This window comes from Actinoallomurus vinaceus, assembly GCF_039542055.1.
Taxonomy (GTDB): Bacteria; Actinomycetota; Actinomycetes; order Streptosporangiales; family Streptosporangiaceae; genus Actinoallomurus; species Actinoallomurus vinaceus.
This window is the reverse complement of sequence record NZ_BAABHK010000001.1, coordinates 284,511-311,225: the sequence shown is the minus strand read 5'-3', so window position 1 is coordinate 311,225 and position 26,715 is coordinate 284,511. Positions and strand designations below refer to the sequence as shown.

General features: G+C 70.5%; 17 protein-coding genes. 7 read left to right on the top strand and 10 right to left on the bottom strand.

Annotated elements, in window-relative coordinates; genetic code table 11:
- Nucleotides 1-43: 43 nt before the first annotated feature.
- The 4 genes from ABEA24_RS01415 to ABEA24_RS01400 all read right to left on the bottom strand — a co-directional run bounded on the left by ABEA24_RS01415 (nucleotide 44) and on the right by ABEA24_RS01400 (nucleotide 3,709).
- Complete coding sequence (locus ABEA24_RS01415; RefSeq protein ID WP_345428493.1) at nucleotides 44-1,300, bottom strand: styrene monooxygenase/indole monooxygenase family protein; 1,257 nt, start codon at nucleotides 1,298-1,300, stop codon at nucleotides 44-46.
- 160 nt (nucleotides 1,301-1,460) lie between these two features.
- Nucleotides 1,461-2,336, bottom strand: coding sequence for an SDR family NAD(P)-dependent oxidoreductase (locus ABEA24_RS01410; RefSeq protein WP_345428491.1), 876 nt, complete (start codon nucleotides 2,334-2,336; stop codon nucleotides 1,461-1,463).
- Between the two features lie 14 nt (nucleotides 2,337-2,350).
- Nucleotides 2,351-2,986 (bottom strand): carboxymuconolactone decarboxylase family protein, encoded by a 636-nt coding sequence (locus ABEA24_RS01405; protein WP_345428490.1) that lies wholly within the window; start codon nucleotides 2,984-2,986, stop codon nucleotides 2,351-2,353.
- Nucleotides 2,987-3,082: 96 nt separating this feature from the next.
- Nucleotides 3,083-3,709 (bottom strand): TetR/AcrR family transcriptional regulator, encoded by a 627-nt coding sequence (locus tag ABEA24_RS01400; RefSeq protein ID WP_345428488.1) that lies wholly within the window; start codon nucleotides 3,707-3,709, stop codon nucleotides 3,083-3,085.
- Between the two features lie 110 nt (nucleotides 3,710-3,819).
- Between ABEA24_RS01400 and ABEA24_RS01395 the strand changes: the two genes are divergently transcribed.
- From ABEA24_RS01395 to ABEA24_RS01385, 3 genes are all read left to right on the top strand, one after another.
- On the top strand, nucleotides 3,820-4,821 hold the full coding sequence (locus ABEA24_RS01395) for an NADPH:quinone oxidoreductase family protein (RefSeq protein WP_345428486.1): 1,002 nt from the start codon (nucleotides 3,820-3,822) through the stop codon (nucleotides 4,819-4,821).
- Between the two features lie 223 nt (nucleotides 4,822-5,044).
- Entirely contained in the window at nucleotides 5,045-5,887 is an 843-nt protein-coding gene (locus ABEA24_RS01390; protein WP_345428485.1) for an SDR family NAD(P)-dependent oxidoreductase, read from the top strand.
- Nucleotides 5,884-6,756: a DinB family protein gene (locus ABEA24_RS01385; RefSeq protein ID WP_345428483.1), complete on the top strand. Its 873-nt coding sequence runs from the start codon at nucleotides 5,884-5,886 to the stop codon at nucleotides 6,754-6,756. Before ABEA24_RS01390 ends, ABEA24_RS01385 begins: the two co-directional genes overlap by 4 nt.
- Before the next feature lie 53 nt (nucleotides 6,757-6,809).
- On the opposite strand, the gene ABEA24_RS01380 is transcribed toward ABEA24_RS01385, so the two are convergent.
- Nucleotides 6,810-8,126, bottom strand: a complete 1,317-nt coding sequence (locus ABEA24_RS01380) for an ABC1 kinase family protein (protein WP_345428482.1) — start codon at nucleotides 8,124-8,126, stop codon at nucleotides 6,810-6,812.
- A gap of 280 nt (nucleotides 8,127-8,406) precedes the next feature.
- On the opposite strand from ABEA24_RS01380, the gene ABEA24_RS01375 reads away from it, so the two are divergent.
- Complete coding sequence (locus ABEA24_RS01375) at nucleotides 8,407-13,869, top strand: ATP-binding protein (protein ID WP_345428480.1); 5,463 nt, start codon at nucleotides 8,407-8,409, stop codon at nucleotides 13,867-13,869.
- A gap of 18 nt (nucleotides 13,870-13,887) precedes the next feature.
- Here ABEA24_RS01375 and ABEA24_RS01370 read toward each other — a convergent pair whose 3' ends face one another.
- From ABEA24_RS01370 to ABEA24_RS01360, 3 genes are read right to left on the bottom strand one after another with little or no spacing between them, the layout of a single operon-like run.
- Nucleotides 13,888-14,445: a flavin reductase family protein gene (locus ABEA24_RS01370; RefSeq protein ID WP_345428478.1), complete on the bottom strand. Its 558-nt coding sequence runs from the start codon at nucleotides 14,443-14,445 to the stop codon at nucleotides 13,888-13,890.
- A gap of 6 nt (nucleotides 14,446-14,451) precedes the next feature.
- Nucleotides 14,452-14,934 carry an acyl-CoA thioesterase gene (locus tag ABEA24_RS01365; protein WP_345428477.1) on the bottom strand — a complete coding sequence of 161 codons (483 nt, stop codon included), beginning with the start codon at nucleotides 14,932-14,934 and terminating at the stop codon, nucleotides 14,452-14,454.
- A complete protein-coding gene (locus ABEA24_RS01360) occupies nucleotides 14,931-20,828 on the bottom strand; it encodes a type I polyketide synthase (protein ID WP_345428475.1) in 5,898 nt (1,965 codons plus the stop codon). The genes ABEA24_RS01365 and ABEA24_RS01360 overlap by 4 nt, the downstream gene beginning before the upstream one ends.
- A 315-nt stretch (nucleotides 20,829-21,143) precedes the next feature.
- On the opposite strand from ABEA24_RS01360, the gene ABEA24_RS01355 reads away from it, so the two are divergent.
- The gene (locus ABEA24_RS01355; RefSeq protein ID WP_345428474.1) at nucleotides 21,144-21,281 is read left to right on the top strand and encodes a hypothetical protein; all 138 of its coding nucleotides are present in this window, start codon (nucleotides 21,144-21,146) and stop codon (nucleotides 21,279-21,281) included.
- Nucleotides 21,282-21,542: 261 nt separating this feature from the next.
- On the opposite strand, the gene ABEA24_RS01350 is transcribed toward ABEA24_RS01355, so the two are convergent.
- Both ABEA24_RS01350 and ABEA24_RS01345 read right to left on the bottom strand, forming a co-directional pair.
- A complete protein-coding gene (locus tag ABEA24_RS01350) occupies nucleotides 21,543-22,469 on the bottom strand; it encodes a helix-turn-helix domain-containing protein (protein ID WP_345428472.1) in 927 nt (308 codons plus the stop codon).
- Entirely contained in the window at nucleotides 22,460-23,167 is a 708-nt protein-coding gene (locus ABEA24_RS01345; RefSeq protein WP_345428471.1) for a TetR/AcrR family transcriptional regulator, read from the bottom strand. Before ABEA24_RS01345 ends, ABEA24_RS01350 begins: the two co-directional genes overlap by 10 nt.
- Nucleotides 23,168-23,480: 313 nt before the next feature.
- Here ABEA24_RS01345 and ABEA24_RS01340 point away from each other — a divergent pair, with 313 nt between their 5' ends.
- Together ABEA24_RS01340 and asnB are read left to right on the top strand one after the other, a co-directional pair.
- Nucleotides 23,481-24,710 (top strand): carotenoid oxygenase family protein, encoded by a 1,230-nt coding sequence (locus tag ABEA24_RS01340; RefSeq protein ID WP_345428469.1) that lies wholly within the window; start codon nucleotides 23,481-23,483, stop codon nucleotides 24,708-24,710.
- A 137-nt stretch (nucleotides 24,711-24,847) separates the two neighbouring features.
- Entirely contained in the window at nucleotides 24,848-26,683 is a 1,836-nt protein-coding gene (gene asnB, locus ABEA24_RS01335; protein ID WP_345428468.1) for an asparagine synthase (glutamine-hydrolyzing), read from the top strand.
- Nucleotides 26,684-26,715 lie beyond the last annotated feature (32 nt).

The following is a 26,715-nucleotide window of genomic DNA, read 5'->3' as shown; positions in this document are numbered from 1 at the left end:
GTCCGTACTGGTCACGGCGCCCGACCCGGGCCCTTGACGGGTCTCAGCGAGCCGGTCCGGCAGCGGCGCCGACGACCTCGGCGAGGTAGGCGGCGGCCTTGTCGGAATCCATGAACCATTCGGCGAAGTCGTTGGGGTCGTCGAATCCCTCAATGTAGCGGTTGCCGATCGCGCTGAACTGGCTCGCGGCTCCCAGGAGCTCGAGCACGTGCGGGGGCGGTGGCGACAGCATCATGTTCGTCCACTCGGTGGTCGCGCGCCCGTGCAGCGTCCAGAACGTCTCGAAGGCGCGCTCCATGAAGGCGTCGTCGAACGGCCGGTCCCCGTGGTCCAGGATGCTGTCGAGGTAGACGGCCGCGCACTTGGCGGCCATATTCGACCCCTGACCCGTGATTGGGTCGTTGGCCACGACGACGTCCCCCATGCCCAGCACCCGACCGCCGGAGGGCAGCGTCGCGACCGGCCGCCGGACGGTGGGGGTGAACCCGCCGCGCAGCGTACCGCCCGGGTCGGTGAGCTCCAGCTTGCCGTACTGCTCGCGCACCCATGGCACGTGCTGTTCCAGCAGCTCGACGAAACGCTCCAGGTGCTGCTGGGGGGAGGAGACGTCGCTGAACACGTCCAGTTCCCCGCCGGGTATGGCCTCGAAGAACAGGATGTGGCAGGGACCTGAGACGGTCAGCGCGGGCATCACGATCATCTCGCCCCGTTCCGGCAGCAGGTGGAAGTCCACCGAGTGGTCGCCGGGGCCTGCCGGATCGGGCTGGAAGCCGTTGACGTAGACGACCGAGAGCATGCGCTGTGGCTCTGTGAAGGGTGAACGGGCCGCGTCGCGCTCGAATATCTCGGCCAGTCGGTCCTTGCCCGCGGCGACGACGACGAGATCGTACGCGCCCGCCCACTTGTCGACGTCGGAGACAGTGGCCTTGTGGATGACCAGGTCGCCACCGTTCTCTTCGAACAGCCGGAGCCAGCGCGACATTTTGACCCGCTGGTCGACGTCCGCGCCCGGCTTCTTCAGCGGGCTGCCCCACTCGACGACCGGAGTGGGCCCGCCGGCGCCCAGCATGAAGCGGGTGTCCGGGGTGTGGGGTGCCTGTCCGTCCCAGAAGTAGATCCCGAGGTCGCGTTCGAACTTGAGCGTGCTGTCGAACTGGAACTGCGTCGACATCACGTTGCCGTGCTCGATCTCGTCGGCCGTCCGCGCCGACACCACGGTCACGTCGTATCCGTGCCGCTGCAGCCCGAGCGCGAGATGCAGCCCGGCCTGCCCAGCGCCGACGATCAGTATCCTGCGCATAACGCGCCACCCTCTCTTGCCGCCGTGAAGTGTGAATTCGACCGCCGACGGCCCGTCTACGTCACCTATGGCTCAGTGTCCTCATATCGAGCGCTGCAGTCTTCTCCCGTTTTGCCCATAACAGGTGAATGGGGCTTCGCCATAATGCGGCGCGCACCGGCTACGGCGTCGGGAAGAACGTGCGGACGAATTTCTCCCAGGCCCGCTCCCCGAAGAGCACGCGCTGCGGTCGAAGCAGCCGCACCGGTATACCGATGCGGTAGCGGATCCGCGGACGGCGTACGGTGATCGCCTTCTCGACGAGGGCGGCGACGTCGCCGGCGCGAAGCGACAGCCGACCCCGGCCCTTCGGATGCTCGACTTCCCGATAGGCGCCGTGCCAGACGACGAAGCGCTCCCAGAAATCGCCGTAGGGATCTTCGCCGGACCTGGGAGTGAGCCCCAGATCGCCCACGGTGGTCGGGACGAACGCGCCGAGGATCGGCGAAGGCTCGATGACCACGACCTTGATGCCGAACCGGTGTACCTCCAGCCGGAGCGAATCACCGATCGCCTCGAGCGCGTGTTTCGTGGCCTCGTAGTAGCCGCGCCCCGGGGTCGCGAAGAGCCCGAAGATCGAGGACATGATGACGATGCGGCCCGCCCCCTGCGCCCGCATGCCCGGTAGGACCAATTGCGTCATCCGGGAGAGCCCGAAGACGTTCGTCTCGAACTGCCGGCGAACCTCGTCCACCGGGGTCTGCTCGATCGTGCCGTTGAGGCTGTACGCGGCGTTGTTGATCAGCACGCCGACCGCGCCGTGCTCCGCGGTGATCCGGTCGACCGCCGCGGTCATCGACTCCTCGTCGGTCACGTCGACTCGCAGGGTGGTGATGCCCTCTTGCGCCAGATCCTTGAGACCCTCCAGGCTCCGGCCGCTCGCGTAGACCGGCCATCCGGCACGGTGCAGCCGGAGCGCGAGAGCTCTGCCGGTACCCGATGAGAGGCCGCTCAGTGATGAGACACCGGTGATCAGAACCGCACGGGATGGTTCCATGGTCGGCCCCGGCCTCAGTCCGCCGTGGCGACCGTGGCGGCCGTGGCCGATCCGGAGCCGTCCGGCAGTTCCTGCTGGGAGATGCGGCTCCTCGTCACCGTGGTGCCGAGCCCGAGGCCGTCGACCAGACGAGTGATGAAGTTGAACAGGGCCGCGCAGAAGAACGCCTCGAGCAGGTCATCCGCCGTCCAGCCGACGTCCAGTGCCCGCTGCCAGTCCGCGTCGGTGATCCGATAGGCGCTGAGGCTGAGCTTGGTCAGCAGGTGCAGCAGCACGCGGTCGCGTTCGTCCACCGGGAGGTCGTCGGGCGATTCCGCGGTTTCGATGGCATGGGCGAGCTCCTTGCTGCCACCGAAGACCTGGAGGAAGAAGTTGTGCGTGCCGACGCAGTACGGGCACTGATTCACCTTCGACGTCCAGGCGGAGATCATCTCCCTGGTCTCCCGCGGCAGCCGGCCGTGATTGAAGACGCCGTTGTAGCCGGCCAGCATGGTCTCGAGCAGTTCGGGCCGGGAGGAGACCAGCCGGAACATGTCGGGCACGAAGTCCAGCCGGGTCACCTCCTTGGCCCGCTCGTAGAGCTCTGCCAAACGGCCCGTCGCGTCCGCCTCGTCGATCAGGCGAACGCGGACCCCTGAGTTCGAATCCATCTGCAGACCTTTCCCTTGACCGCCAGCGAGCAGTGGGGACAGGCAAATCGTCGGCGTAAGGAAAGGTGAGCGACTACTCCAAGCGTGCTCTTCGGCTCAACCGCCGACGTGTGACGGCGTGGACGTGAGTGTGTCCCACGCGGCCATCGCGCAGGTGATGACCGCTTCCAATTCGGCGCGGGTGGCGCCGTCGCGGGCTTGTATGGAAAGGCCTTGCACCACGGTGGTGTAGTAGCGGGCGATGGCGTCGAGCTCGGCGAGCGACACGGTGAGGTCGCCGTCGGTGACACCGCGGGCGAGCCGGTCCCTGATCTCGCCGAGCATGCCGCGGCGCAACCCGGCGAGGAATTCCCGGACCGCGTGGTTCTCCACGGCGCCGGTGGGCGCGGCCAGGATGAGCATGCAGCCGCGCGGGGCGTCGGGGCGGGTGATCTCATCGGCGGTGGCGCCCAGCATGGCCTCGATCGCGGCACGCGCGGTCGGCTGTTCGCTCAGCGCACGCCTGGGCGGCCCGCCCGAGGTCGTGCCGTAAAGCGCCATGACCTTGCGGAACAAGTCCTCCTTGCTGCCAAAGCAGGCGTAGATACTGGCCGAGGCGATACCCATGGCCGCGACCAGGTCGTTCAGCGAGGTCCCCTCATAACCCCGCTCCCAGAACACCTCCAGCGCCTGACGCAGGGCCGTGTCCGGATCGAACGTGCGCGGCCTGCCGCGAGTAGCCACCTGTACACGTCTCCTTGCTTGTTTTCCGTTCGATCAAATTTACTTTGATGCGATGAAGGAGCGGGCGTGCCGGTGCCCTGCGGCGACCTGTTCGGGCTAACTTGCATCGGGTGACTGCGACGAGCATTCCCGCGACCATGCGCGCCCTGCAGCAAACGTCACTGAACGGCCCGCAGGACCTGCGCCTGATCACTGACGCGCCGGTGCCGACGCCCGGCCCGGGTGAGGTCCTGATCCGCGTCACCGCCGCCGGTGTCAACTACTGCGACATCTATCAGGCCGGCGGCACGTTCGGCGGCGGCCCGCAGCCGCCTTACCTGGCGGGCATCGAGGGCGTCGGCGAAGTCACCGCCATCGGCGAGGGGGTGACCGGCCTGGAGCCCGGCAGCCACGTCATCGGCGTTGGATACGGCGCCTTCGCCGAGTACATGGTGCTGTCCGCGGCCGGGGCGGTGCCGGTGCCGGCGGGCTGGGCCGACGAGCAGGCGCTCGGCCTGGTCGTGAACTGGCCGACCGCGCTGGCCGCGCTCAGACCACTGGGCGGCGTCACCGCGGGTCAGACCGTGCTGATCCACGCCGCGGCCGGCGGGACCGGGCAGGCCGCGGTGAAGATGGCCAAGCACTACGGCGCGACGGTGATCGCTACGGCCTCACCGGGCAAGCACGAGGTGGTACGGGCGCTGGGCGCCGACCACGTCATCGACTCCCGCGGCACCGACATCGCCTCGGAGGTCCTGCGGCTGACCGGCGGCGCGGGCGCCGATCTGGTGCTGGAGTCGGTCGGCGGCGCCACCCTCGACGCCAGTCTGGCCGCGGCCAAGCGGGTCACCGGCCGGGTCGTCGTCTCTGGCCTAGCCGGCGGCGAAGCCGCGATCACCAACTGGGAACTGGTCTTCAAGCACCAGATCCACGTCATCGGCCTGAACATCGGCACCCTGACCCAATTCGCGCCGCAGATCTTCGGCGAGGTCATGGGCGAACTGTCCGGGCTCCTCGCGGCCGGGGTGCTCGGCCCCGCCCATCCCACTGTCTACGATCTCGCCAACGGGCCGAAGGCGCTGGCGGAACTGGAAGCTCGGGCCACCGTCGGCAAGCTGGCGCTGCTGCCCTGAGCAGACCGTGACGCGTGGCGGCTCGGCCGGTCACGTGGGCACGGGGTCGTACGCCGGATCCGCTCGCCACCACCAGTTCCCTGGGTGCGCCACAAGCTCTTCTCACGACGTGCCGAGCGTCGCTCGGATACCGCAATCGAGGAGAGGTCCGCGTCCAATGTCCGTGCGCATACTGACGGCTGAGGCCGTCGCCGCCGGCGACTGCGGATGAAGGGACCTGGCAATGGCGATCTCCCGCGCTGTACTGGTCACCGGCTGTTCCAGCGGGATCGGCCGCGCCGCGGCGATCCGGCTGCACCGCGCGGGCCTGCCGGTATTCGCCTCGGCACGGGACATCGGTGCGCTGGCGGATCTCGCCGCGCTCGGTATCCGACCCCTGCGACTGGACGTCACCGACGAGGAGTCGGCGGCCGTGGCCGTCAAGCAGGTCGTCGAGGAGCACGGTGCCGTCGGTGTCCTGGTCAGCAACGCCGGCACGGGCGTGTACGGCGCGGTCGAGGACGTGCCGCTGGACACGGCCCGCGCCCTGTTCGAGACCAACCTGTTCGGCGCCCTGCGCCTGACCCGGATGGTGCTGCCCGGTATGCGCGAGCAGGGTGCCGGCCGAATCGTGTACGTGTCCTCGATCATGGGCCGCTTCTCGCCGCCCGGCGGCGGCCTGTACCACGCCACGAAGCATGCCCTGGAGGCCTACAGCGACGCGCTCCGGCTGGAGGTCGCGCCCTTCGGCGTCCGGGTGGCGCTGATCGAGCCCGCGACGGTGCGCACCCGTTTCTTCGAGACCGCGCTGACGCAGTTCGCCGGCCAACCCGGCAGCGCCTACCAGCCTTTCTACGACAAGCTGGCGGCCTGGGCCATCGACGTCCACGAGGGCAAGACCATCGCCGGCCGGTATGCGAGGACACCGGAGCAGGTGGCGGAGGTGGTCGGACGCGCCGTCCTGGCACGGAACCCGAAAGCCCGCTACCCGGTCGGGACACTCGCGCGTAGTGCTCTCGGCATGCGCCGACTACTCCCCGACTCCGCCTTCGACAGGTTCGTGGCGCGACAGTTCCCGACACCGTGAGCGCACGCACAGCGGCGGCCACCCGCGTCACCCAGGAGAAGTGGACGTCCGTTCGTACCGCCGTCAGCGACTGTGGTGAACGGTTCGCGGCTCTGATCGAGTCCACGCCCGATCCGTCGGTCTCGGCGACCGGCCACTGGTCGGTCGCCGAGACCGCAGCGCACGTGACCGGCATCGCCTGGAACTACACGGTCCTGGGCTCCGCCGCGGCCGGCCCTCTGCCGATTCCCGAAGTCCGACGGCACATGCCGACCGCCACCGTCGACAACATCCATGCCGGCCTCAACCCCACGCAACTGCGCGCCTATCGGGAGCGCGACCCGGCGAGACTGGCCGCCCGGCTGCGTTCCTCCGTCCGCGAGATGCTCACCCGCACCGCCGACGAGGACCCGGGCGGAACCGTCGAATGGCTCGGCGGTTCGCGGCTTCCGCTGGCCGGCGTCTTCGCGCACCTGATGAACGAGCTGCACATCCACGGACGAGACATCGCCTGCGGCACCGGGGCGCCCTGGCGGATCCCTGACGACGAGGCCGGGCTGTTCTTCGAGCTCTTCCTCGTCGAGATCATCCGGAACGGCACCGGTGTCCTCCTGCACGACGATCGCCCGGTGCGTCGCGGCAGCATCGCGGTGGAATTCCGCTCAGCCCACACCGTGCCGGTGACGTTCGTCCTGGACACCGGCGTGTTCCGCGCCGAGGAGCCGTCCGGCCGGGCAGACGTGCGCATCCGATTCCGCCCCGCTGCCCTGAACCTGATGCTGTTCCACCGAACGAGCGTGACCCGCACGGCGCTGAGCGGCGCGGTGGTCGCCTCAGGGCGCCGGCCTTGGCTGCTCCCGGCCTTTCTGCGCGAGATACGGATGCCCTGACCGCTGTCCCGGTACGGTCCGACGGCCCTCTACGGCAAGGATCCGCCCGGATTTCACCGGTGCAGCCCTACCGCGCGGTCCCGCGGCATGTTGCGGCGCCGCAGGATCGGCACGGCCTCGGCCTGAAAGTCGACGCCGCTGTCGAAGTCCTTGATCATTCCCTCGATGACCAGCAGCGACAGCAGCGGGAAGGCGAACTCCGGCGCAGGGAAAAGGCCGAAGAGGCGCTGCAGATCGAACAGCCGGCCGGCGAAGCGCGCCAGGTCGAACTGGCCGGACCTGGCTCCGGACGCCTCCTGGACGAGCTCGGACAGGCCAGTGCGGAAGCCCTCCAAATCGCAGTCGTCGGCGATGTGCGCGGCGCTCTCGATCACGATCTGCGCGCAGGTCCAGCCGTCGCCCATCGCCATGTTGATGAAGAAGTCGGCGAAGGAACGACGCACCTCGTCCGGCAGCCGGATCACGAACCCCGCGTCGAGCATGACCAGGCCGGCCCGCTCGTCGAAGTACAGGTTGCCGGGGTGCAGGTCGCAATGCACAACGCCGTCGATGAACAGCATCTCGTAGACCGCCGCCAGCACCGAGCGCACCACCTGGCGCCGCGTGTCGGCGTCGAGGTCACCGGGCTCGAAGCGCTTCAGATCGCTGATGTACTCCATCACCACGATCTCGGGCGTGCACAGGCCGGGCAGCGGCTCGGGGATGCGCACATTGCCGAACCCGGACAGGTTCGCCCGCAGCTCGGTCAGCGCCGCGGCCTCCGCCGGGAAGTCCAACTGCCGCAGGATCGCCGAACCGACCTGCTCGTGCATCACCTTGAAGGGCATCTTGCGCAGCTTCGGTACGGCGCCGAGCGCACCCATCACGGCGCGCGTCAGCGCGAAGTCCCGCTCCATCACGGTCTGAATGCCCGGCCGGCGCACCTTGACCGCGACCCGACGGCCGTCCCTGGCCACGGCCTCGTGCACGGTCGCGATGCTGCCGCAGGCCACCGGCTCCCAGGCGAACTCGCGGAACGGCCAGTGCGACCCGGCGTACGCGGCCCGGACCGCCCGCTGGACACGGCGTCTGCTCGGTGGCGGCGCCGAATCGGTCAGCCGAGCCAGCGGTCCGGTCACCCCCGGCGGCAGCAGGTCCCGGCGGGTGCTCACGAGCTGGCCGATCTTGATGTACGACGGCCCAAGGCTGGTGAGCAGCCTGACCCACTTCTCACCGTCGCCCAAGCCGCCGCCACTTCGCCTTCGGCTGAGAATCCGACCGGCCGCGGACGCGCCGAACAGCAGACCGTAGCCGGACACGACGCAGCCCACTCTCGCGGCACGCAGCGCCAAGCCGGCCGCCCGCAGGATACGGCCCGTGATCTCCCTCAAGATGGCCCCCAATCGTGATCGGTCGCACGGCGGGACGCCGCCTGTGGAGACGATCGTCGCGACCACCGCGCGGCTCGGACTACTTCCCGCGTGCCCACCGATGCGGTTCGCGGCCAGCGCGGATTCGTCGGACGTCATGGGGCACGCACGAAGATATTCCGCCGCCACGACCCGATTACCGTGATCCCGTCGGCCTCGCAGCGACGGCGTCGGTGAATGCCCCATGTCGCCGCCCATCGCGTCACCGCGACCGGCCGATCTCACGAGAAAGGGCCGGCCGGTGTTCAGTCGCGTCGCCATCGTCAATCGTGGAGAAGCCGCAACGCGGCTCATCCACGCCGTCCGGGAGCTCTCCGCCGAGGCCGCGACGCGCATCGAGACCATCGCCCTGCACACCGACGGCGACCGGGACGCCGCCTTCGTGCGTGAAGCCGACGCCGCCTACGACCTGGGCCCCGCCGCAGCGCGACCCTATCTGGACCTGAAGGTGCTTCAGCGGGCGCTGGTGGCCACCGGCGCCGACGCCGCGTGGGTCGGCTGGGGCTTCGTCGCCGAGGACCCGACGTTCGCCGAGCTCTGCGAGCGCATCGGGGTCACCTTCATCGGTCCCAGCGCGGCGGCGATGCGCCGGCTCGGCGACAAGATCGAGGCGAAGCTGATCGCCGAGGAGGTCGGCGTTCCGGTGGCGCCATGGAGCCGCGGCGCGGTGAAGACCGTGGAAGCCGCAGTGGCCGCCGCCCAGCGGATCGGCTACCCGCTGATGCTGAAGGCCACCGCCGGCGGCGGCGGGCGAGGCATCCGCGTGATCACCGATGAGAGCGAGTTGGTCAACGCCTATGAGCGCACCAGGGCCGAGGCCTCGCGCGCCTTCGGCTCCGCGGTCGTGTTCCTGGAACGCCTGGTCACCGGCGCTCGGCACGTCGAGGTGCAGCTGATCGCCGACGGCCAGGGCACGGCGTGGGCGCTGGGCGTGCGCGACTGCTCGGTGCAGCGCCGCAACCAGAAGATCATCGAAGAGTCGGCCTCGCCGGTACTGTCCGCCGGGCAGGCCGCGGACCTGAAGGCGTCGGCAGAGCGGCTCGCCCTGGCCGTCGGCTACCAGGGGGCTGCGACCGTCGAGTTCCTCTACCACCCCGGCGACAGGTGCTTCACGTTCCTGGAGGTCAACACCCGGCTGCAGGTGGAACACCCGATCACCGAAGCGGTCACCGGGTTCGACTTGGTGAAGGCCCAACTGCACGTCGCCTCCGGCGGCACGCTGGAGGGCGTGGCGCCCGTCGAGCGCGGGCACGCCATCGAAGCCCGGCTCAATGCCGAGGACCCGGACCGGGACTTCGCCCCCTCTCCCGGCCGCATCGCGCGCCTGGACCTGCCGACCGGGCCGGGGATCCGGGTGGACACCGGCGTCAGCGAAGGCGACACCATCCCGGCCGACTTCGACTCGATGATCGCCAAGGTCATCGCCTACGGCCGGGACCGGAACGAGGCGTTGGGGCGCCTGCGGCGCGCGATGGCCGACACCAGTGTGGTGATCGAGGGCGGCACCACGAACAAGAGCTTCGTGCTGGATCTGCTGGAGCAGCCCGAGATGATCGACGGCAGTGTGGACACCGGCTGGATCGACAGGGTCCGCGCCGCCGGCGGCCTGGCCACGCACCGGCACGCCGGGGTGGCGCTGGCCGCCGCGGCGATCGAAGCCTACGAGCAGCAGGAGCAGATCGAGCGGCACCGCCTGCTGTCCACCGCCGCCGGAGGCCGTCCGCGGGTGCGGCACGAGAGCGGCACGCCGGTGGAGATGAGGCTTCGCGGCGTCGGCTACCGGGTACGGGCCGCCCGGGTCGGCGTGCGGAGGTTCCGGGTCGGCATCGACACCGGTGAAGCCGCACGCGCGGAACTTCGGACGGCAGACGTCGAGCTGGACCACTTCGACCGGCACACCGCCCGGATCGTGGTCAACGGCGAGCACCACCGGCTGCTCACCGCCACCCACGGCACGGTGCACCTGGTCGAGGTGGACGGCGTCACGCACCGCGTCAGCCGCGACGAGGGCGGCATGGTCCGCTCCCCCGCCCCGGCGCTGGTCATCGCCACCCCGGCGGAGGTCGGCGTCGAGGTCGAGGCCGGGGCGCCGGTCGTCGTGCTCGAGAGCATGAAGATGGAGACGGTGCTCCGCGCCCCGTTCAAGGCCCGGCTGAAGGAGCTCACGGTCACGGTCGGCAGCCAGGTGGAGACCGGTGCGCCGCTGCTGCGACTGGAACCGGTCGGCGAGGACGGCGCCGCGGCCGAGCCCGCGCAACCCGTCGACCTGGGCCCGCCGACCGGACCGGCGCGCGTGGTGGGCGGCGGATCTCAGGATGTCGACGAACTCCGCAGCCTCCTGCTGGGCTATGACGTGGACCCGCACGACGAGGACCGCGCCCTGAAGGAATACCTCGCAGCGCGACCCGCGTACGAGGGCGGCGACGAGCGGCTGGCCGCCGAGCTCGGGCTGATCGAGGTGTTCGCGGACGTCGCCGAGCTCGGGGCCGGCCGACCGTACGGCCGGTCCTCCGGTGTGGACCATGCGCACAGCGCGCATGAGTACTTCCATACCTACCTGCAGAGCCTCGACGTCGAACGCGCAGGACTGCCGCAGACGTTCCAGAACACGTTGGCGAGGACGTTCGCGCACTATGGCGTCACCGGTCTGGAGCGCACCCCCGAGCTCGAGGCGGCGGTGTTCCGTATCTTCCTGGCCCGGCAGCATGCGCCTCGACACGTGTCCATCGTCGCCGCCGTGCTTCGAGAGTGGCTGAACGACCCGCTGCCGCCGGTGGCGGCGCGCGAGCCCACGGGTCGCGTGCTGGAGCGGCTGATCGCCGCCGCCCAGACCCGCTACCCCGCGGTCGCCGACCTGGCCCGCGGCGTGGTGTACGCGTGGTTCGGCCAGCCGCTGCTGCGCCGCAACCGGGCCCGCGTCTACGCCAGGGTCCGCAAGAACCTGCGTTACCTGGACGAGAACCCGCAGGCTCCGGACCGCGCCGAGCGGATCGCCGGGATGGTCCGCAGCACCGAACCGCTGGTGCGGCTGCTGGGGCAGCGCATGGCGCACCCGGGCCTGGACAACTCGGTCATGCTCGAAGTGCTCACCCGGCGCTACTACGGCAACAAGGGCCTGACCGGCGTACGGACCGCGAGCGTCGGTGGGTGCACGTTCGTGGTCGCCGAGCGCGACGGGTCGCGTCTGGTTTCGGCGGCGGCGCCGTTCGAGCGGCTTGGCGACGCGCTGGACGGCCTTGCCGCGATCGCCGCCGACGACGAGGCGCTGGACGCCGACATCTACCTGTCGTGGGAGGACCAGCCCGACTCCGACACGGCCGCGACCGCGCTCCGGGAGGTGATGGCCGCCCACTCGCTGCCGAACCAGGTGCGCCGGGTCACCACCACCGTCGCGGGACGCCGGAACGCGCCGATGCACCACCACTTCACGTTCCGCCGCACCGCGACCGGGCTCACCGAGGATCGGCTGATCCGGGGTCTGCACCCGTACATCGCCCAGCGCATGCAGCTGGAGCGGCTGAGCGGGTTCGACCTCACCCGGCTGCCGTCCTCCGACGAGGACGTGTACCTCTACCGGTGTGTGGCCCGGGGCAACCCGGCCGACGATCGGCTCGTCGCCTTCACCCAGATTCGTGACCTCACCGAACTGCGGGAGCACGACGGCCGCCTGGTGGCGCTGCCGACGGCCGAGAACGCGATCGCCGCGTGTCTCGACTCGATCCGGCGCGCGCAGTATCGGCGGCCTTCCGGCAGCCGTTTTCCCACCGACCGGATCGTGGCCTACGTCTGGCCGCCGATCACCCTCGCACGCCAGGAGCTTCTCGACATCGCCGACCGGGTGATGGCGACCACTCTCAACACCGGCCTGGAGGAGATCGAGCTCATCGGGCGCCAGCGCTCGAGCAAGACCGGCGAGCTGGTCAAGATCGCGGTGAGGGTGCGGTTCGACACGGCCGGGAACCCGACGCTGAGTGTGGGCGAGCCGACGCTCGACCCGGTGGAGCCGCTGGACGACTACCGGCTGAAGGTGCTCCGCGCGGCCGGCCGGAACACGGTGTATCCGTACGAGCTGACCGACCTGCTCGGCGACTTCACCGAGTGCGACCTCGACGAGCGGCACGAGCTGGTGCCGGTGGACCGGCCCAAGGGCCGCAACAGGGCGGCGATGGTGGCCGGCGTGGTCACCACCAGGACCCGGCGGCACCACCAGGGCGTCACCCGCGTGGTGCTGATCGGCGACCCGACGAAGTCCCTTGGCGCGCTGTCCGAGCCGGAGTGCCGCCGCGTCATCGCCGCGCTGGACCTGGCCGAGGAGATGAAGGTCCCGGTCGAGTGGTACGCGCTGTCGGCCGGCGCACGGATCTCCATGACCTCCGGCACCGAGAACATGGACTGGGTGGCCGCGGCACTGAAGCGGATCGTGGAGTTCACCCAGGCAGGCGGCGAGGTGAACGTCGTGGTCGCCGGGATCACGGTCGGCGCGCAGGCGTACTGGAACGCCGAGGCCACGATGCTGATGCACACCAAGGGCGTGCTGGTGATGACGCCGGACTCGGCGATGGTGCTCACCGGCAAGCAGGCGCTGGACTTCTCCGGCGGCGTCTCGGCCGAGGACAACTTCGGCATCGGCGGCTACGACCGGGTGATGGGGCCGAACGGGCAGGCGCAGTACTGGGCACCGAACCTGGCCGCGGCGTGGGACGTTCTGATGGCGCACTACGACCACACGTACATCGCCCCAGGCGAGGACGCCCCGCGCCGCGCCGCCACGAACGACCCGACCGACCGCGACATCTCCGGCTTCCCGCACACCTTCCCGGGTTCGGAGTTCGCGACGGTCGGGGAGATCTTCTCGGCGACGGCGAACCCGGACCGCAAGAAGGCGTTCGACATCAGGACCGTGATGCGGGCCCTGTCCGACCAGGATCACCCGGTGCTGGAGCGCTGGGCCGGCATGGCCGACGCCGAGACCGCGGTGGTGGCCGACGTGCACCTCGGCGGCCTGCCGGTGTGCCTGGTCGGCATCGAGTCGCGGCAGGTGGCGCGCAAGGGCTTCCCGCCCACCGACGGCCCGGACACCTACACCGCCGGCACGCTGTTCCCGCAGTCCTCGAAGAAGGTGGCGCGCGCCATCAACGCCGCCAGCGGCAACCGCCCCCTGGTGGTGCTGGCGAACCTGTCCGGGTTCGACGGCTCCCCGGAGTCGATGCGCAAGCTGCAGCTGGAGTACGGCGCCGAGATCGGCCGGGCGATCGTGAACTTCGCCGGGCCGATCGTGTTCTGCGTGATCTCCCGGTACCACGGCGGCGCGTTCGTGGTGTTCTCCAAGGCGCTGAACCCGAACATGACGGTACTGGCGCTGGAGGCGTCGTTCGCCTCGGTGCTCGGCGGCGCCCCGGCGGCAGCCGTGGTGTTCTCCAGAGATGTCAACGCGCGGACCGCCAACGACCCACGTGTACACGACCTGGAAGCCCGGGTCACCGCCGCATCCGGGGCCGACTGCGCCGCGCTGGCCGCCGAACTCGACGAACTGCGGGCATCGGTGCGGGCCGAGAAGCTCGCCGAGGTGGCCACCGAGTTCGACCGCGTGCACAGCATCCAGCGCGCCGTCGAGGTCGGGTCGGTGGACGAGATCGTCAAGGCTGCCGAGCTGCGCCCGAAGATCATCGAAGCGATCGAGCGCCGTCTGGACACAAGGGTCTGAAACCCCTCGTCGGCGCCCTCACAGGAGGATCTGGTCGCGCCAGTCGGCCGGGACGTCGAGACGCCTGTAGGCGCCGGCGTAGAACAGCAGCGCGTCCTCGCCGGAGCCGTGCCCGAGGGTTGCGATCTCGCCCAGGAAGATCGAGTGGTCCCCGCCGTCATAGACGGCGGCCAGGGAACACTCGAACCAGGCGAGCGCGTCGGGCAGTACCGGACAGCCGGTGCGCGGCCCGGTGACGCTCTCCACGGCCGCGAACTCGGCCCGGCCGCGGGGCCGGTCGCGGTCGGCGAAGTACCGGGCGACACGCTCTTGCCGGTCGGACAGGACGGAGACGGCGAATGCGCGATGCCGCAGGATCGTCTCGTGCATCGCGGCGTCGCGCAGCACGCAGATCAGGACCATGGGCGGATCCAGGGACACCGACGTGAACGAGTTCGCGGTCATGCCGCGCGGCTCGTCGCGGCCGGCGGTCACGATCGTGATCCCGGTGGCGAAGCGCCCGAAGACGCGCCGCAGTTCATGGGGCTCATAGGTGCCGGCCGGGTTCCCGGCCGGCATGCCGTTGGCCGTCGCCATCTCCGCTCAGCTCCTCCCCCGGGCCGGGACCGGGACCGCCGCGGACCGCGCACCGCGAATGGTGTACCGGCTCAGGGCCCGGCGCAGCGGTTCCGGCACCGGGGTGGGCCGGGTGTCGGTGTTCGGGCCGCGCATGCACGCCACCCGCTGCCGGCCGCGGGCGACCAGGTCCTCGATCCCTTCGCGCAGCCGTACGTAGTCGAACGCGAACTCGATCTGGGTCTGGGTGAGGTCCTCCAGCCGCATCCGGATCGACACCTCGTCGAACGCGGTGATCTCGGCGAGGAACTCGCAGTCCACCTTGAGCGTGAACAGCTTCAGGTCGCCCTGGATGTCCGAGACGACCTCCGGCGCGTGCTCCCGCAGGAACATCTCGCGGCACCGTCCCTGCCAGCGCAGATAGTTGACGTAGTACACGTTCCCCACCAGGTTGGTCTCCTCGAAGCCGACCAGGTGCCGGTACTCGTAATAGTCCTGTGTCCCGATCACTTCGCCTCGCTCCCGTCGATGGCCGCCGACATCGTGAACACCAGCGGCTCGGCCACGTTCCGCACGGTGGTGACGAACGACGCGATCCGCCGGTCGCCGCCGCGTAGCGCCGCCCACGGTCCAGACGCGGCGCCGTCCACCGTGTCCGCGGTCAGGGCCGGGCGGGCCCGTCCGGCCTTGCGCAGGCACTCCACGGCGCCCCAGACCCGGGTCGCCGCGACCGAGTAGTCCTCATCGCGTTCGGCGGCCAGGGTCGCGGCCAGCGCTGCCCCGTCGGCGCCGAGCAGATCCGCCCATTCGCCCTCGGTGCGCGCCGTCACGGCCTCGACATCACATTCCGCCGCGCGGTCGCCGGGCATGACCACCGCGAACGTGATCCCGGCACTGTGCGAGGACGACACCTGGAAGCCGTCGACCCACGGCATCCCGTCGGGACGGTGCCCGACCTCGGTCCGTCGGCCGAGCGCCCAGCCGACGGCACGGTCGGTTCGCCCGCGGCGGGCCGCGACGGTGGAGCTGTTCGCGCCGGAACCGTCCGGGACCACGGTGTCGGGGACCACGACGGTGCGCAGACCGGTGTCGCCCAGAACCGGCTCGACGTTGCGCTCAAGGTACGTGGTGAGCAGCGCCGGCAGCCACGGCCCGGTCCCGTCCCGCTTGCGCACCGCCTGCAGGGTCAGGCCGTCCCAGCGCTCGACCAGGGCTCCGACACTGTCGCGGACTTCGATGTCGTATATATAGGTGTCCCCGTCGCGCGACCGCTCGGCCGCGTGCAAGGTCACCTCCGCCGACGACCGCGCCACTGCCGGGTCGGCGAGCCACAGCCGCTCGATCGAGGCCGGCAGCAGCGTGGCGTCCGGTACGCAGCACTGGATCGAGTGCATCAGCGCGTCCCGGGTCCCGGGATCGGCCAACACGAGGCCCGGCGGGGAGAAGGGCCCGAACCAGTCGTCGCGCGCGGCGTTCGAGATCCGCGCGACGCACCCGCGTGCGGCCAGGGCCTGGTAGCCGAGCAGGCGCTGGAACCGGTCGCCCTGGAACAGCACCGGACCGTACAACTCGCCACCGGGGTCCAGTGGGATCTCAGGATCCGTATCCGCTGCCACCGGGCACTGCGTGGCGTCCGGCAGCGGCAGGTCGTAGCGCAGCGTCGCCCGGAAGTGGTCGGCCTGGAACCCGGTCTCGCCGGAACGCAGCACGGCGCGCACGGTGTCCGGGCCGTCGGCCAGGACCGCGACCCGTACGGTGGTCCGGCCGTCGACCGGGACCACGATGGGGCGCAGGAACTCCACGCCCTCCAGCGTCGGCGCGCCCACGCGGCCGGTCAGCGCCGAGGCGGCCTGGGTCATCGCCTCCATACCGAGCACCGCCGGGAACAGAAGGTCGCCGTCCAGGAGATGGTCGCCGAGATAGAGGTCGTCGGCGGCCGACAGGTCGGCGTCGACCACCAGCTCCACGCCGGCGTAGTGGATACGCGGCCGCTCCAGGAACCGGCCCAGCGGCAGGTCGCGCTGCTCCAGCGTGATCGTGTCCAGGCGCTCGGCACGGCCGGTCACGACCACCGTGCCCGGCGTCGCGGGGTCGGCGAGCAGGGCCTTGAGGATGGCGACGCCGTCGGCGACCGGAATCGGCGAGATCCCGTCGCGCATCAGGGCCTCCAGGACCCCGAGCTTGTCTCCCATCCCGGCCCCGGACCAGACCGACCACTCCAGGGCGATGCACCGGCACTCGGGGTTCTCCTCGGCGTAGCGGCGCGTCATGTCGGTCAGCCAGTCGTTGGCGGTGGCGTAGTCGCCCTCGCCGCGCAGGCCCGCCCGGCCGATGATGCTGCCGAAGGTGACCAGCAGCTTCAGCGGGTCCGAGGCGACCGCGGTCAGCACCGTACGCAGCCCTTCCAGCTTCGGGGCCAGGGTGCGGCGGAACGTGGTCTCGTCCAGGTCCACCAGCGAGCGCGGCTCGTTGCGACCGGCGCCGTGCAGCACGGCGGTGACCGGGCCAAGCGTGCGCCGGACCTCCTCGACCGCGTCCTTGACCTCGTCGGCGGCGGTCACGTCGGCGTGGACGTAGCGGAACGGGATCCCCTGCCCGCGCAGGCGTTCCAGGTTCATCGCCAGCTCAGGGTCTGTCGCCGGGTCCGAGCGGCCGAGCAGGGCCAACGCGGCACCGGTGTCCTGGACCAGGGCCAGCGCCGACTCGGCGGTGATCCCCTTGCCGCCCCCGGTGGCGAGCAGAACGTCTCCGGGTCCGAACGCCGGCCGGGCGCCTTCGGCCCCGGCGCCGGTGGTCGGGAGCGGCCGCAGGACCGGGACGGCGCGCACCCACTCGGCGTCGTAGCAGATCTCCGCGAAGTCCGCAGTGGCCACGGCGTCGGCGGTGATCCGGGCGACGGCCCCGGCGATCTCATCGGCCGGCAGCCCCTCGGGATCGGGCAGCGCGACGACGGTCGCGGTGACGGCCGGGGCCTCCAGGTGCAGGGTCTTGGCCAGGCCTGCCGCGCCTTTGCGCCCGCCCACGGCGACGAACCGCACCGGCGCGTGCCGCACCCGCGACAGCGCCGCGCGGACCGCGGAGATCATCAGGTCGGCGTGGTCCTCGTCGGCTTCGGCCGGCAGGCACAGCAGGACGCCGTCGCCGATGCCTGTGACGCTCAGCGCGTCGCACAGCGGCTCGGCCAGCGGGTGGCCGTCGGTCGCGAACAGCTCCCACTGCGCGGCAGGCCGCCCCAGCGCCGCCGGCGGCACCGAGCCGGTGGGCACCAGGTCGAGCGTGAAGGCCCGGACCCAGGGCGCGACGCCGGCCACCTGCTCGGCGGCGCCGTCGTCGGTCCGCGCGGTGTCGGCCAGGCTCTGGAGCATCTCGGCCAGCTCGACCAGGGTCGAGGTGGCATAGGCGGAGGTCGCCAGCACGGCGTTGACGTCGAGCTCATGCGCGGCCTGGGTGACGATCTGGCCGACAGTGATCGAACTCAGATGCAGCTCGTCGATCGGGTTGCTGTCCGGGCGCACCGCGTCCAGCGGCAGTTCGGCCCGTTCGGACGCCAGGCGGCGCAGGACGGTCAGCGCGTCCGCCCCGCCCTCGGCCCCGGACGCCGCCGCGGCCGATGCGGCGTCCGTTTCGGCGGGCCGGTCCGTCATCGCCTCCTTGACCACCGCGAAGTCGCCCTCGGGCGCGGCCTCGCAGGGGCTGGCCAGGAACACGAACTCCTTGTCCAGCGGCAACGGCTTGACGTAGCGGTCGTCGAACAGCACGCGGTGCTCGATCGGGGCGCCGAGCACGTACGCCGTGGCGACCGCGTGGAAGAGTCCGGCCAGCGACATGCCGTCGGACTCGATGGACACCGCCGGCACCGCCGGCGCGATCTCGGCGGCCAGGCCCCGCAGGATCCGCCCTGGTCCGACCTCGATGAAGGCGTCGCAGTCCCGGGCCAGCGCGGCCACGGCCTCGTGGAACCGCACCGGGGCCAGCACCTGGCGGGTCAGCAGATCCGTTACGTCGGTGTCGAGCGGCAGCGCCGCACCGGTCACCGTCGACGCCACTGTGCTCTGAAGTGGCTGGAAGTCCTGCTCGGCCAGATGCCGCCCGAACCGCTCGGCGGCCGGGACGACCGCCTCGGAGTGGAACGCGTGCGAAACGGAGATCCGGGTCGCGGTGAGACCCCGTGCCCGCGCCCGCGCCATCACGCGCTCGACGGCCTCGACCGGACCGCTGACCACGGTCTGCGTCGGGCTGTTGTAGCCGGCGATGACAACAGACTCTCCGGCCAGCAGCGCTTCGACCTCGGCGGCGACGGCCGCGATCCCGGCCATGGTGCCGCCGCCGGCCGAGGCGTCGTCCATGACCCGGCCGCGTTCGGCGGCAAGGGCCAGCAACGCGTCCTCGGACATGGCGCCGGCCCAGTGCAGCGCCGTCAGCTCGCCGAGGCTGTGCCCGGCCGCGCCGGCCGCGGTGACGCCCAGCGCCGCCAGCACCCGCAGCCCGGCCACCGAACCGGCGACGATGCGCGGCTGGGCCACCGCGGTGGCCACCTGGTCCCCGCCGGCCGGCAGGGCCAGGCCCCGGTAGAGCTCGGCCACGGAGGCGAACCTGCGCCGCAGCGCGCCGCCGTCGGCGCGGCGCCCGGCCCCCTGTCCCGGGAACAGGAACGCGATGCGCGGCGGTCGGCCCGCGGTGCCCAGGAACACCCCGCCGGCGGCGTCGAGGACCTGGCGCGCGCCGGAGTCCAGCAGGGCCAGCAGCCGCCCGAGCCGCTCCTCGGCCTGCTCCGGCGAGCCGGCGACGACCGCCGCGCGCAGCGGCCGGCCGGCCAGCTCCCCGGACAGCGTCGCGGCCAGGTCGCCGAGCTCGGCGAACGACAGCCGGGCCGCGAAGCCGACCAGCTGGGCCACCCGGCCGCGCAGCTCGGCGACGCCGACCGCGTCCAGCAGGAGGATCTCGCAGTCCTGACGCGAGCGCACCAGGCGCTCGGTCATCTCGCCGACCGAGCGGCGCCGGGCACCGTCGGCATGCTCCACCACGATGTGCGCGTTGATACCGCCGAATCCCATGGAGGACACGCCGGCCCGGACCGGCGCGCCGTCCGGCCACAGCTCGGCGCCGTCCGGCACATGCAGCGCCGCGTCCTCGGCCAGCAGCACCGGATGCGGGTCATGATGCCCGGTGGCCGGTGGGATGACCTGGTGCCGCACCGCCAGCACGGCCTTGATCAGGCCGGCCACGCCGGCCGCGCCCTTGGTGTGGCCGAAGTTGCCCTTGACGGTGCTGATCGCGGCGGTGCCCGCATGCGGACCCGTGGCGGCGCGGCGGGCGCCGCTGATCGCCTCCAGCTCGGTGGCGTCGCCGACCGCGGTGCCCGTGCCGTGGCCCTCGAAGTAGCCGACGGTCTCGACGCCGAAGCCGGCGGCGGCATAGGCGCGGCTGATCGCGCGCCGGTGTCCGGCGGCCTCTGGGCGGGTGATACCACCTTTGCCATCGGAGCTCTGTCCCCAGCCGACGATGGTCGAGTACCGGAACCTGCCCTGGCGCACGGCGTCCTCGTCGCGCATCAGCACGAGCATGCCGCAGCCCTCGCCGGGCCAGAATCCGTTGGAGCCCTTGTCGTAGACCTTCATCTCCGACGTGGCCAGCGCGCCGGTCTTGGCGAAGCCGATGACCTCGAAGGGGTCGATGCTCAGGTCCACGCCGCCTGCGACGGCGGCGTCGATCTGACCCGCGGCCAGCGCGTTGCAGGCCGCGGCCACGGACAGCAGCGAGGAGGAGCAGGCGCCGTCGACGGTGTAGCCGCCGCCGCCGAAGTCGAAGTAGTTGCAGACCCGGCCGGAGATGGTGTTGGCCAGGCCGCCGGCCAGGCTGTCCTCGTCGATCGGCGGGAACGGGGCCTTGTAGCGGGCCTCCAGGTCCGCCAGGAAGTCCCCGAGCGCCGCGTCGTCCCAGCCCCGCTCGCGCAGCGCGGCGCCCACGGTGCGCTCGACGTACGGCCAGCGCAGCCGCATCAGGTTGGCGCGGCTGAACTCACCGGTCAGGGTGTTGCCTATCACGACCGCGGTGGCCTGCCTTGGCAGACCTTCGCCGCCGGGGAGGCCGGCGTCCTGCAGGGCGCGCGCGACGGTGTCCAGCGCCAGCCAGTGCGTCATGTCGGTGGACCGGTACGTGCTCCCGCCGATGCGGTAGCCGACTCGGTCGAAGTCGAATCCCTCCAGGACCGCGGCCATGCGCAGGTAGTGCCGGTCGGGCGCGGCGGGGTCGGGCGAGTAGTAGTCCTGGGCCCGCATCCGCTCCTCCGGCAGCCGGCGGAAGGCCCGCCGCCCGGCCAGCACGTTGCACCACAGCTCGTCCGGAGAAGAGGCGTCGGGATACCGCAGGGCGATCCCGACCACGGCGATCCGGGTGCCGTTCATCCCGCGACCTCCTCTTCCCCGTGACAGGCCGACGTGGTGTGGTGTGCGATCGGCGACACCGTGGTCTCCCTCCATGGGCCTGAATGCGGTTCCTCGAGGCATTGGCGTTCCCGGGCGTCAGCGATGCGCGCTGCCGGACACCTCGGTAAGGCCCGCGATGCAACGAGTATTCGACGTGGCGCGCGGCGCCTGCTTCTCCAGCCGTGCCCTGCGCGTGCTCGAGGACCGAGCACGTTGAAAGAAGCGGGGATTCCAGCAATGGGTGCCCACGAACATCCAGCGCCTGGGCTACACCGCCGTCGAGTCGCGGGCGCCGTGGTGCCGTCGATCGCGCAGACCGCGGTGATCGGCGCCATCCCGCTCGCGGCCGCGATGGTGGCGTTCTGGCGCATCGGGATCGAGACCAAGGGCCGGGCCCTGGAGGTCATCACCGGCGAGGCCGGTTCGAGTTGATCACGCGCCAGGAGCCGGGACCAGGCCCCGGCTTCTGAATGGCTCGTCGCCGCGACCACGCTGACGCCGTACGAGGTCGGCAAGGGCGACTGGATCAAGGACCACCGGTCGGCCGTGACGTTGATGACCCGGCGCCTCACCCGTCGGCGCGGTGGGTCGGCTGGTGGGCCTTCCACCCGCTTCCCGGCGACACCGACGAACCGGCGGGGCTCGATCCCGACTCCCGTGCCCGCCGGGCGCGCTACGTCGCCGATGGAGCCTTTACCCGGAACCGGGCTGCGGGACCGTTCCGAACGCCGCACGAGTCGGCGCGTTGAAGCCGTCTGTGCCCCCGCGTCGCCTGTGCGCCACCCTCGCCAGCGCGCGGGCACCGTCGAACGCGGCCGCCACCGGATCGCGACAGTCGCGATCGGGGAGCCGAAGGACCGGGTCGTCGTAGCTGTCGAAGTTGTCGAGCTCGGGGAGTGCGAGCAGGATCGGCAGGTCCAAGGGCGTTGCCTTGCGCAGGTCGATGTCCTGCGTGACCGAGCTCCCGTCCTGGCGCACGGTCACGTTCTCACCGACGCCGAGGAATCGCGGCCGGCGGGCCCAGGGGCGCGGGTCGACCTCGCGCGTGTCGACCGTTACGGCCCGGACGTACCAGGTTCCGCTGGGCACGTCGCGTAAGGTGTACGGGCCGGAGCCGTCGACGATGTCGCACGCGACGGGCCGGCCCTCGATCATCGGGCTGGCGAACAGGCCCACATAGGTCCGCGTCGGAATGTGGTACTCCGCCCGCGGGGCCACCAGGCAGCCGGCCACCTCGCCGGCCCGGCCGGTCGACTCCGGCCGGGTTCTGCCGACCAGCGCGTGCCCGCCCGCCTGCGACTTCGCACGGTAGACCCCCGGCGAGGAACCCACGCTGCGGCTGAATCGGCTGGTGAACGTCCCAAGGCTGTTGTAGCCCACCATGTAGGCGATGTGGGTCACGCTCGACGGGGTCTGCAACAGCAGATGTTTCGCCTTGAACAGCCTGATGGCGGACAGGAACCGCCCGGGGGAGGTCCCGGTCATCGACCGGAACGTCCGAGAGAAATAGAACTTGCTCATGATCGCCGAATCGGCGATATCGTCCAGCGACAGCGGCTCGTTATACCTGTCCCACATCATGGCGATGGCGTGCTTGATCGCGTACTTTGTCAGATCCACTGTCTCAACCCTTCGGGCTTATCCCAGCCGGTCAGCTCTCCGGAGGCGCGCAGCGCCCGTTCGGCAATCCGGGCCGAGCGACGCATCGAGGCCCAGGCGCGCGCGCCGTCGTCGCCGTTGCCCACGATCAGACTGTGGGCCTGGGCGTCGAAGCACGCGTCGGCGTCGTAGGGCGCGAACAGGTAGCCGCCGAGCTCGAGGGTGACGATGCCGTGCAGAGCGGTCCAGAACTGGTGTGCCACCAGCTCGGCGTCGCCTTCGGGAAACCGCCCCGCGGCCATGCACCGCCGCACGGAGCCGATCAGGATGTCCAGCACGTAGCGTCCGTGCCGGCGATCCTCGTCGGTGAGGGAGAAGCTCGCGATGTTCAGTGCGCCCAGCATCACCTGGTACAGGTCCGGGTTCTTGTACGCGCTCCAGCGGTAGACCCGGCCGTGTGCCACGACGTCTGCGACCGGGTCCGCGGAGTCGCCGATGGCGGTCATGCTGGTGTTCAGCCGGGCAAAGCCCTCATGCACCACGGCCCGCACCAGATCGTCCATGCTCCCGAAGTAGGTGTAGATGGCCATCGTGGAGGTCCCCACCTCCTTGGCCAGTCGGCGGGTGCTCAGGCCGACCGGGCCGTCCTGCGCCAGGACGCGGGCGGCGGCTTCCATCAGGGCGTTGCGCAGATCGGCCTGCGCCGGGCGGGGACTCACCCTTGACATCCCAAAACCCCCGTCGATATTGGACGAACATTGTTATGTAACCGGAATTAGCATTTTCGGTCTTCCGCGCACAGGCGCGCCCTCCAGAAGTCGGGGTCGGCGATACGTGACATATGCGTCAAATATGGACCCGCGACACGCCGGCCGCTTCTTTGGCGTTGCCGAGCATCGGTCCGTACGCGCTGGGCTACCCGCCCATGCGGCCTGCGCCGGGCGAGGACTCACCCTTGACATCCACCGACGCCCCCGCCGACATTTGACCAACACTGTTATGTAACACCGATATGCCCGAACGGTGAACTCGATGGCACATCCGGACCTGCGCGTTCCGAGGGAGATCGACTGCTCCACTCTCGCCGTCAAGGGCCGGCTCCCCGCGGACCTCGACGGCACCCTGTTCCGGATCAGCCCGGACGGCTGTGGGGACCGGCCCGGCACCGGCCAGCCCTACGTCGGTGCCCTCCGGATCCGGCAGGGCCGTGCAGAGTGGTACCTGACGCGCCGGGTCCGCACCGATGCCGTGTGTCGGCAGACCGGCGAGCTCCCCTCCCCCGGCCCGCGCCGCTGCTCATCGGACAACACGGCCGAGGCCGTCATCCGCCATGGCCGGCAGATCCTCGCGCTCGGCGACGGCGTACTCCCCTATGAACTGACACCGGATCTACGCACCAAGGCCCGCTGCGACTTCGACGACACGCTGCCTTCCGGGTTCTCGTCCCGCCCGATCCACGATCCGCTGACCGGCGAGCTCTTCGCCGCCGTCGCCGTCCCCCGTCGGCGGGCTCTGCGATACGTCGCGGTGGACATCCGGGGACGCGTCCGCAAGTACGAGCCCGTACCGGTGTCGGACGACCCGACGCGATACGCGTTCGCACTGACCGAACGGTACGCCCTGTTCCTCGGGCCGGACGAGATCGGAGTGCTACCGCGGGAGGGCGGTCGGGAGGACGTCATGTGGGTCGGCGCCGTCCCCGGCTGCCCCTGGACCAGGCGCGCCCGGTCAGGGCCTGCCGATCGGCCCGTGAACGCGTTCGAGCTGCGCGACGGCGCCATCGTGGTCGACCTGGTGCGTGACGACGGCCACCGGACACCGAGCCTGCGGCGCCGGCGAGTGGATCCCGAACGCGGCGTCATTCGCGACGAGCTCGTCGACGCCCGCGCCCAGGATCTGCCCACCGTCGACCCCCGCTATCAAGGCTCGTATTACCGTCACGCTGTCACCCGGCTGCTCACCGGCGACGGACGGAGCGGCACCGCTCTGATCCGCCACGATCTGACTGAGGGCACGTCCCGCCTGCACCACGCCGAACCGGGCAGGTACCTCGGCGCCCCCGTGTTCGTCCCCGATTCCCCTTCCGCCGGCGAAGGCGATGGCTGGGTGCTGGTCTTCGCGCACAACACGGCGTTAGGGCATGACGAAGCCGTCGTCATCGACACCACCGACTTCGCCGGCCCACCCGTGGCCGTGATCGAACTGCCCACCGTCGGCCCGCGGGAGTCCTCCGCCTGCTGGCTCGTCGAGAATCCATGGTGATCCCGCATGCGCCGTATGTGCGGCATTGAGCACGAGGAAAGAAGACCTCTTACCTGTGATCGCGTAATGCTTGTTCTCATTCGATTGCGAGTTCCGGACAAGAGCGAACCTATTTGATTGCCACAGGAGGCGGGCAGATGTGCGGAATCACCGGCTGGGTCTCGTTCGACCGCGACCTCACACATGAGCAGAAGGTCCTGGACGCGATGACCGAGACCATGGCGTGTCGGGGTCCTGATGCCTGCGGCACGTGGGTCGACCGGCACGCGGCCCTCGGCCACCGGAGACTGGCCGTGATCGATCTGGTCGGCGGGGCGCAGCCGATGACCGTTCACACGGAACAGGGCGATGTGACACTCGTCTACAGCGGCGAGACCTACAACTTCGTCGAACTGCGCGATGAGCTCACCCGGCAGGGCGAGCGTTTCGCGACGTCCAGCGACACAGAGGTGGTCTTGCGCGGATACCTGCGCTGGGGGGCGGCGCTCGCCGACCGGCTTAACGGCATGTACGCGTTCGCCATCTGGGACGCGCGGGACCAGAAGCTCGTCATGATCCGCGACCGGATGGGGATCAAGCCGCTCTACTATTACCGAACGCCTGACGGCGTGCTCTTCGGTTCGGAGCAGAAGGCCATCCTGGCCAACCCGCTCGTCAAACGCGTGGTGGACGCAGACGGACTGCGCGAAGTTCTCTCGTACGCCTTTACACCGGGACACGCGATCTGGGCGGACATACGACAGGTCGAGCCGGCCACAGTGGTCACGGTCGACGTCGCGGGCGTGCGCGAGCGCACCTATTGGCGGCTGGAGACCCGGCCGCACACAGACGACGTGGACACCTCCGTCGGACGGGTTCGCGAGCTCCTGGACGACATCGTGCGGAGGCAGCTCGTCGCCGACGTGCCACGCTGCCTGCTGTTGTCCGGCGGGCTGGACTCCGGCACGCTCACCGCGCTGGCCGCGGCCCATCTCGGCGGCGAGCGGGTGCCGACGTTCGCTGTCGACTTCATGGGCCAGGCGGAGAACTTCAAGCCTGACGACCTGCGTGACACCCCGGACACACCGTTCATCCACGCCGTCGCCGAGCACGTCGGCTCGGAGCACACCGACATCGTGCTCGACCCGAAGACGCTGGCCGACCCCGACGTCCGCAAGGCCGCGCTCATCGCGCGAGAGGTGCCGGTGGGGGCCGGCGACATGGACTTCTCGCTGTACCTGCTCTTCACGGCGATTCGCGAGAAATCGACCGTCGCCCTGTCCGGCGAATCGGCGGACGAGATATTCGGCGGGTACAAGCACATGCACGTCCCCGAAATCCAGCGCGCACGCGTGTTTCCGTGGATCGCCGTCAACGTGGGCCCTTTCGACAAGGACGCCACCGGGCTGAACCCGCAGCTGGTGTCACAGCTGAAGCTTGAGGAGTACCGGCTGGACAGGTACGACAGCGCCGTCGGGGAAGTCGAACGGCTCGACTCCGACGACGACTTCGAGTACCGCATGCGGGTCATGATCTATCTGCACGTGACCCGCTTCATGCGGTACCTGCTCGACCGCAAGGACCGAATGAGCATGGCGGTCGGGCTGGAGGTCCGGGTGCCGTTCTGCGACCACCGGCTCGTCGAATACGTCTACAACGCACCCTGGTCGTTGAAGACGTACGACGGCAGGGAGAAGAGCCTGCTGCGCGGAGCGGCCAAAGAGATGCTTCCAGAATCGGTCGCCTGGCGGCCGAAGAGCCCTTATCCGTCGACTCAGGACCCCTATTACAGTCGGGAGCTCCAGCATCAGGGCAAGGAATTGCTGACGCGCCGGAACCACGAAGTGTTCGAGTTGGTGGACCGGGGCTGGCTCGAGGCTGCGACGGAGCGCGACTCGTCCGCGATGGACCGGCTGACGCGGCTGGGTCTGGAGCGGACCCTCGACCTCGCCGTGTGGATGGACGTCTACCACCCCGAACTCAAGCTTCCATAACGCCGGTCGCCACGGTTTCCAACGATCAAAGC

Coding starts and splice junctions, on each gene's coding strand:
- ABEA24_RS01415 (WP_345428493.1), bottom strand. CDS start 1,300: ATGCGCAGGATACTGATCGTCGGCGCTGGGCAGGCCGGGCTGCATCTC.
- ABEA24_RS01410 (WP_345428491.1), bottom strand. CDS start 2,336: ATGGAACCATCCCGTGCGGTTCTGATCACCGGTGTCTCATCACTGAGC.
- ABEA24_RS01405 (WP_345428490.1), bottom strand. CDS start 2,986: ATGGATTCGAACTCAGGGGTCCGCGTTCGCCTGATCGACGAGGCGGAC.
- ABEA24_RS01390 (WP_345428485.1), top strand. CDS start 5,045: ATGGCGATCTCCCGCGCTGTACTGGTCACCGGCTGTTCCAGCGGGATC.
- ABEA24_RS01370 (WP_345428478.1), bottom strand. CDS start 14,445: ATGGCGACGGCCAACGGCATGCCGGCCGGGAACCCGGCCGGCACCTAT.
- ABEA24_RS01360 (WP_345428475.1), bottom strand. CDS start 20,828: ATGAACGGCACCCGGATCGCCGTGGTCGGGATCGCCCTGCGGTATCCC.
- ABEA24_RS01340 (WP_345428469.1), top strand. CDS start 23,481: ATGGCACATCCGGACCTGCGCGTTCCGAGGGAGATCGACTGCTCCACT.
- asnB (WP_345428468.1), top strand. CDS start 24,848: ATGTGCGGAATCACCGGCTGGGTCTCGTTCGACCGCGACCTCACACAT.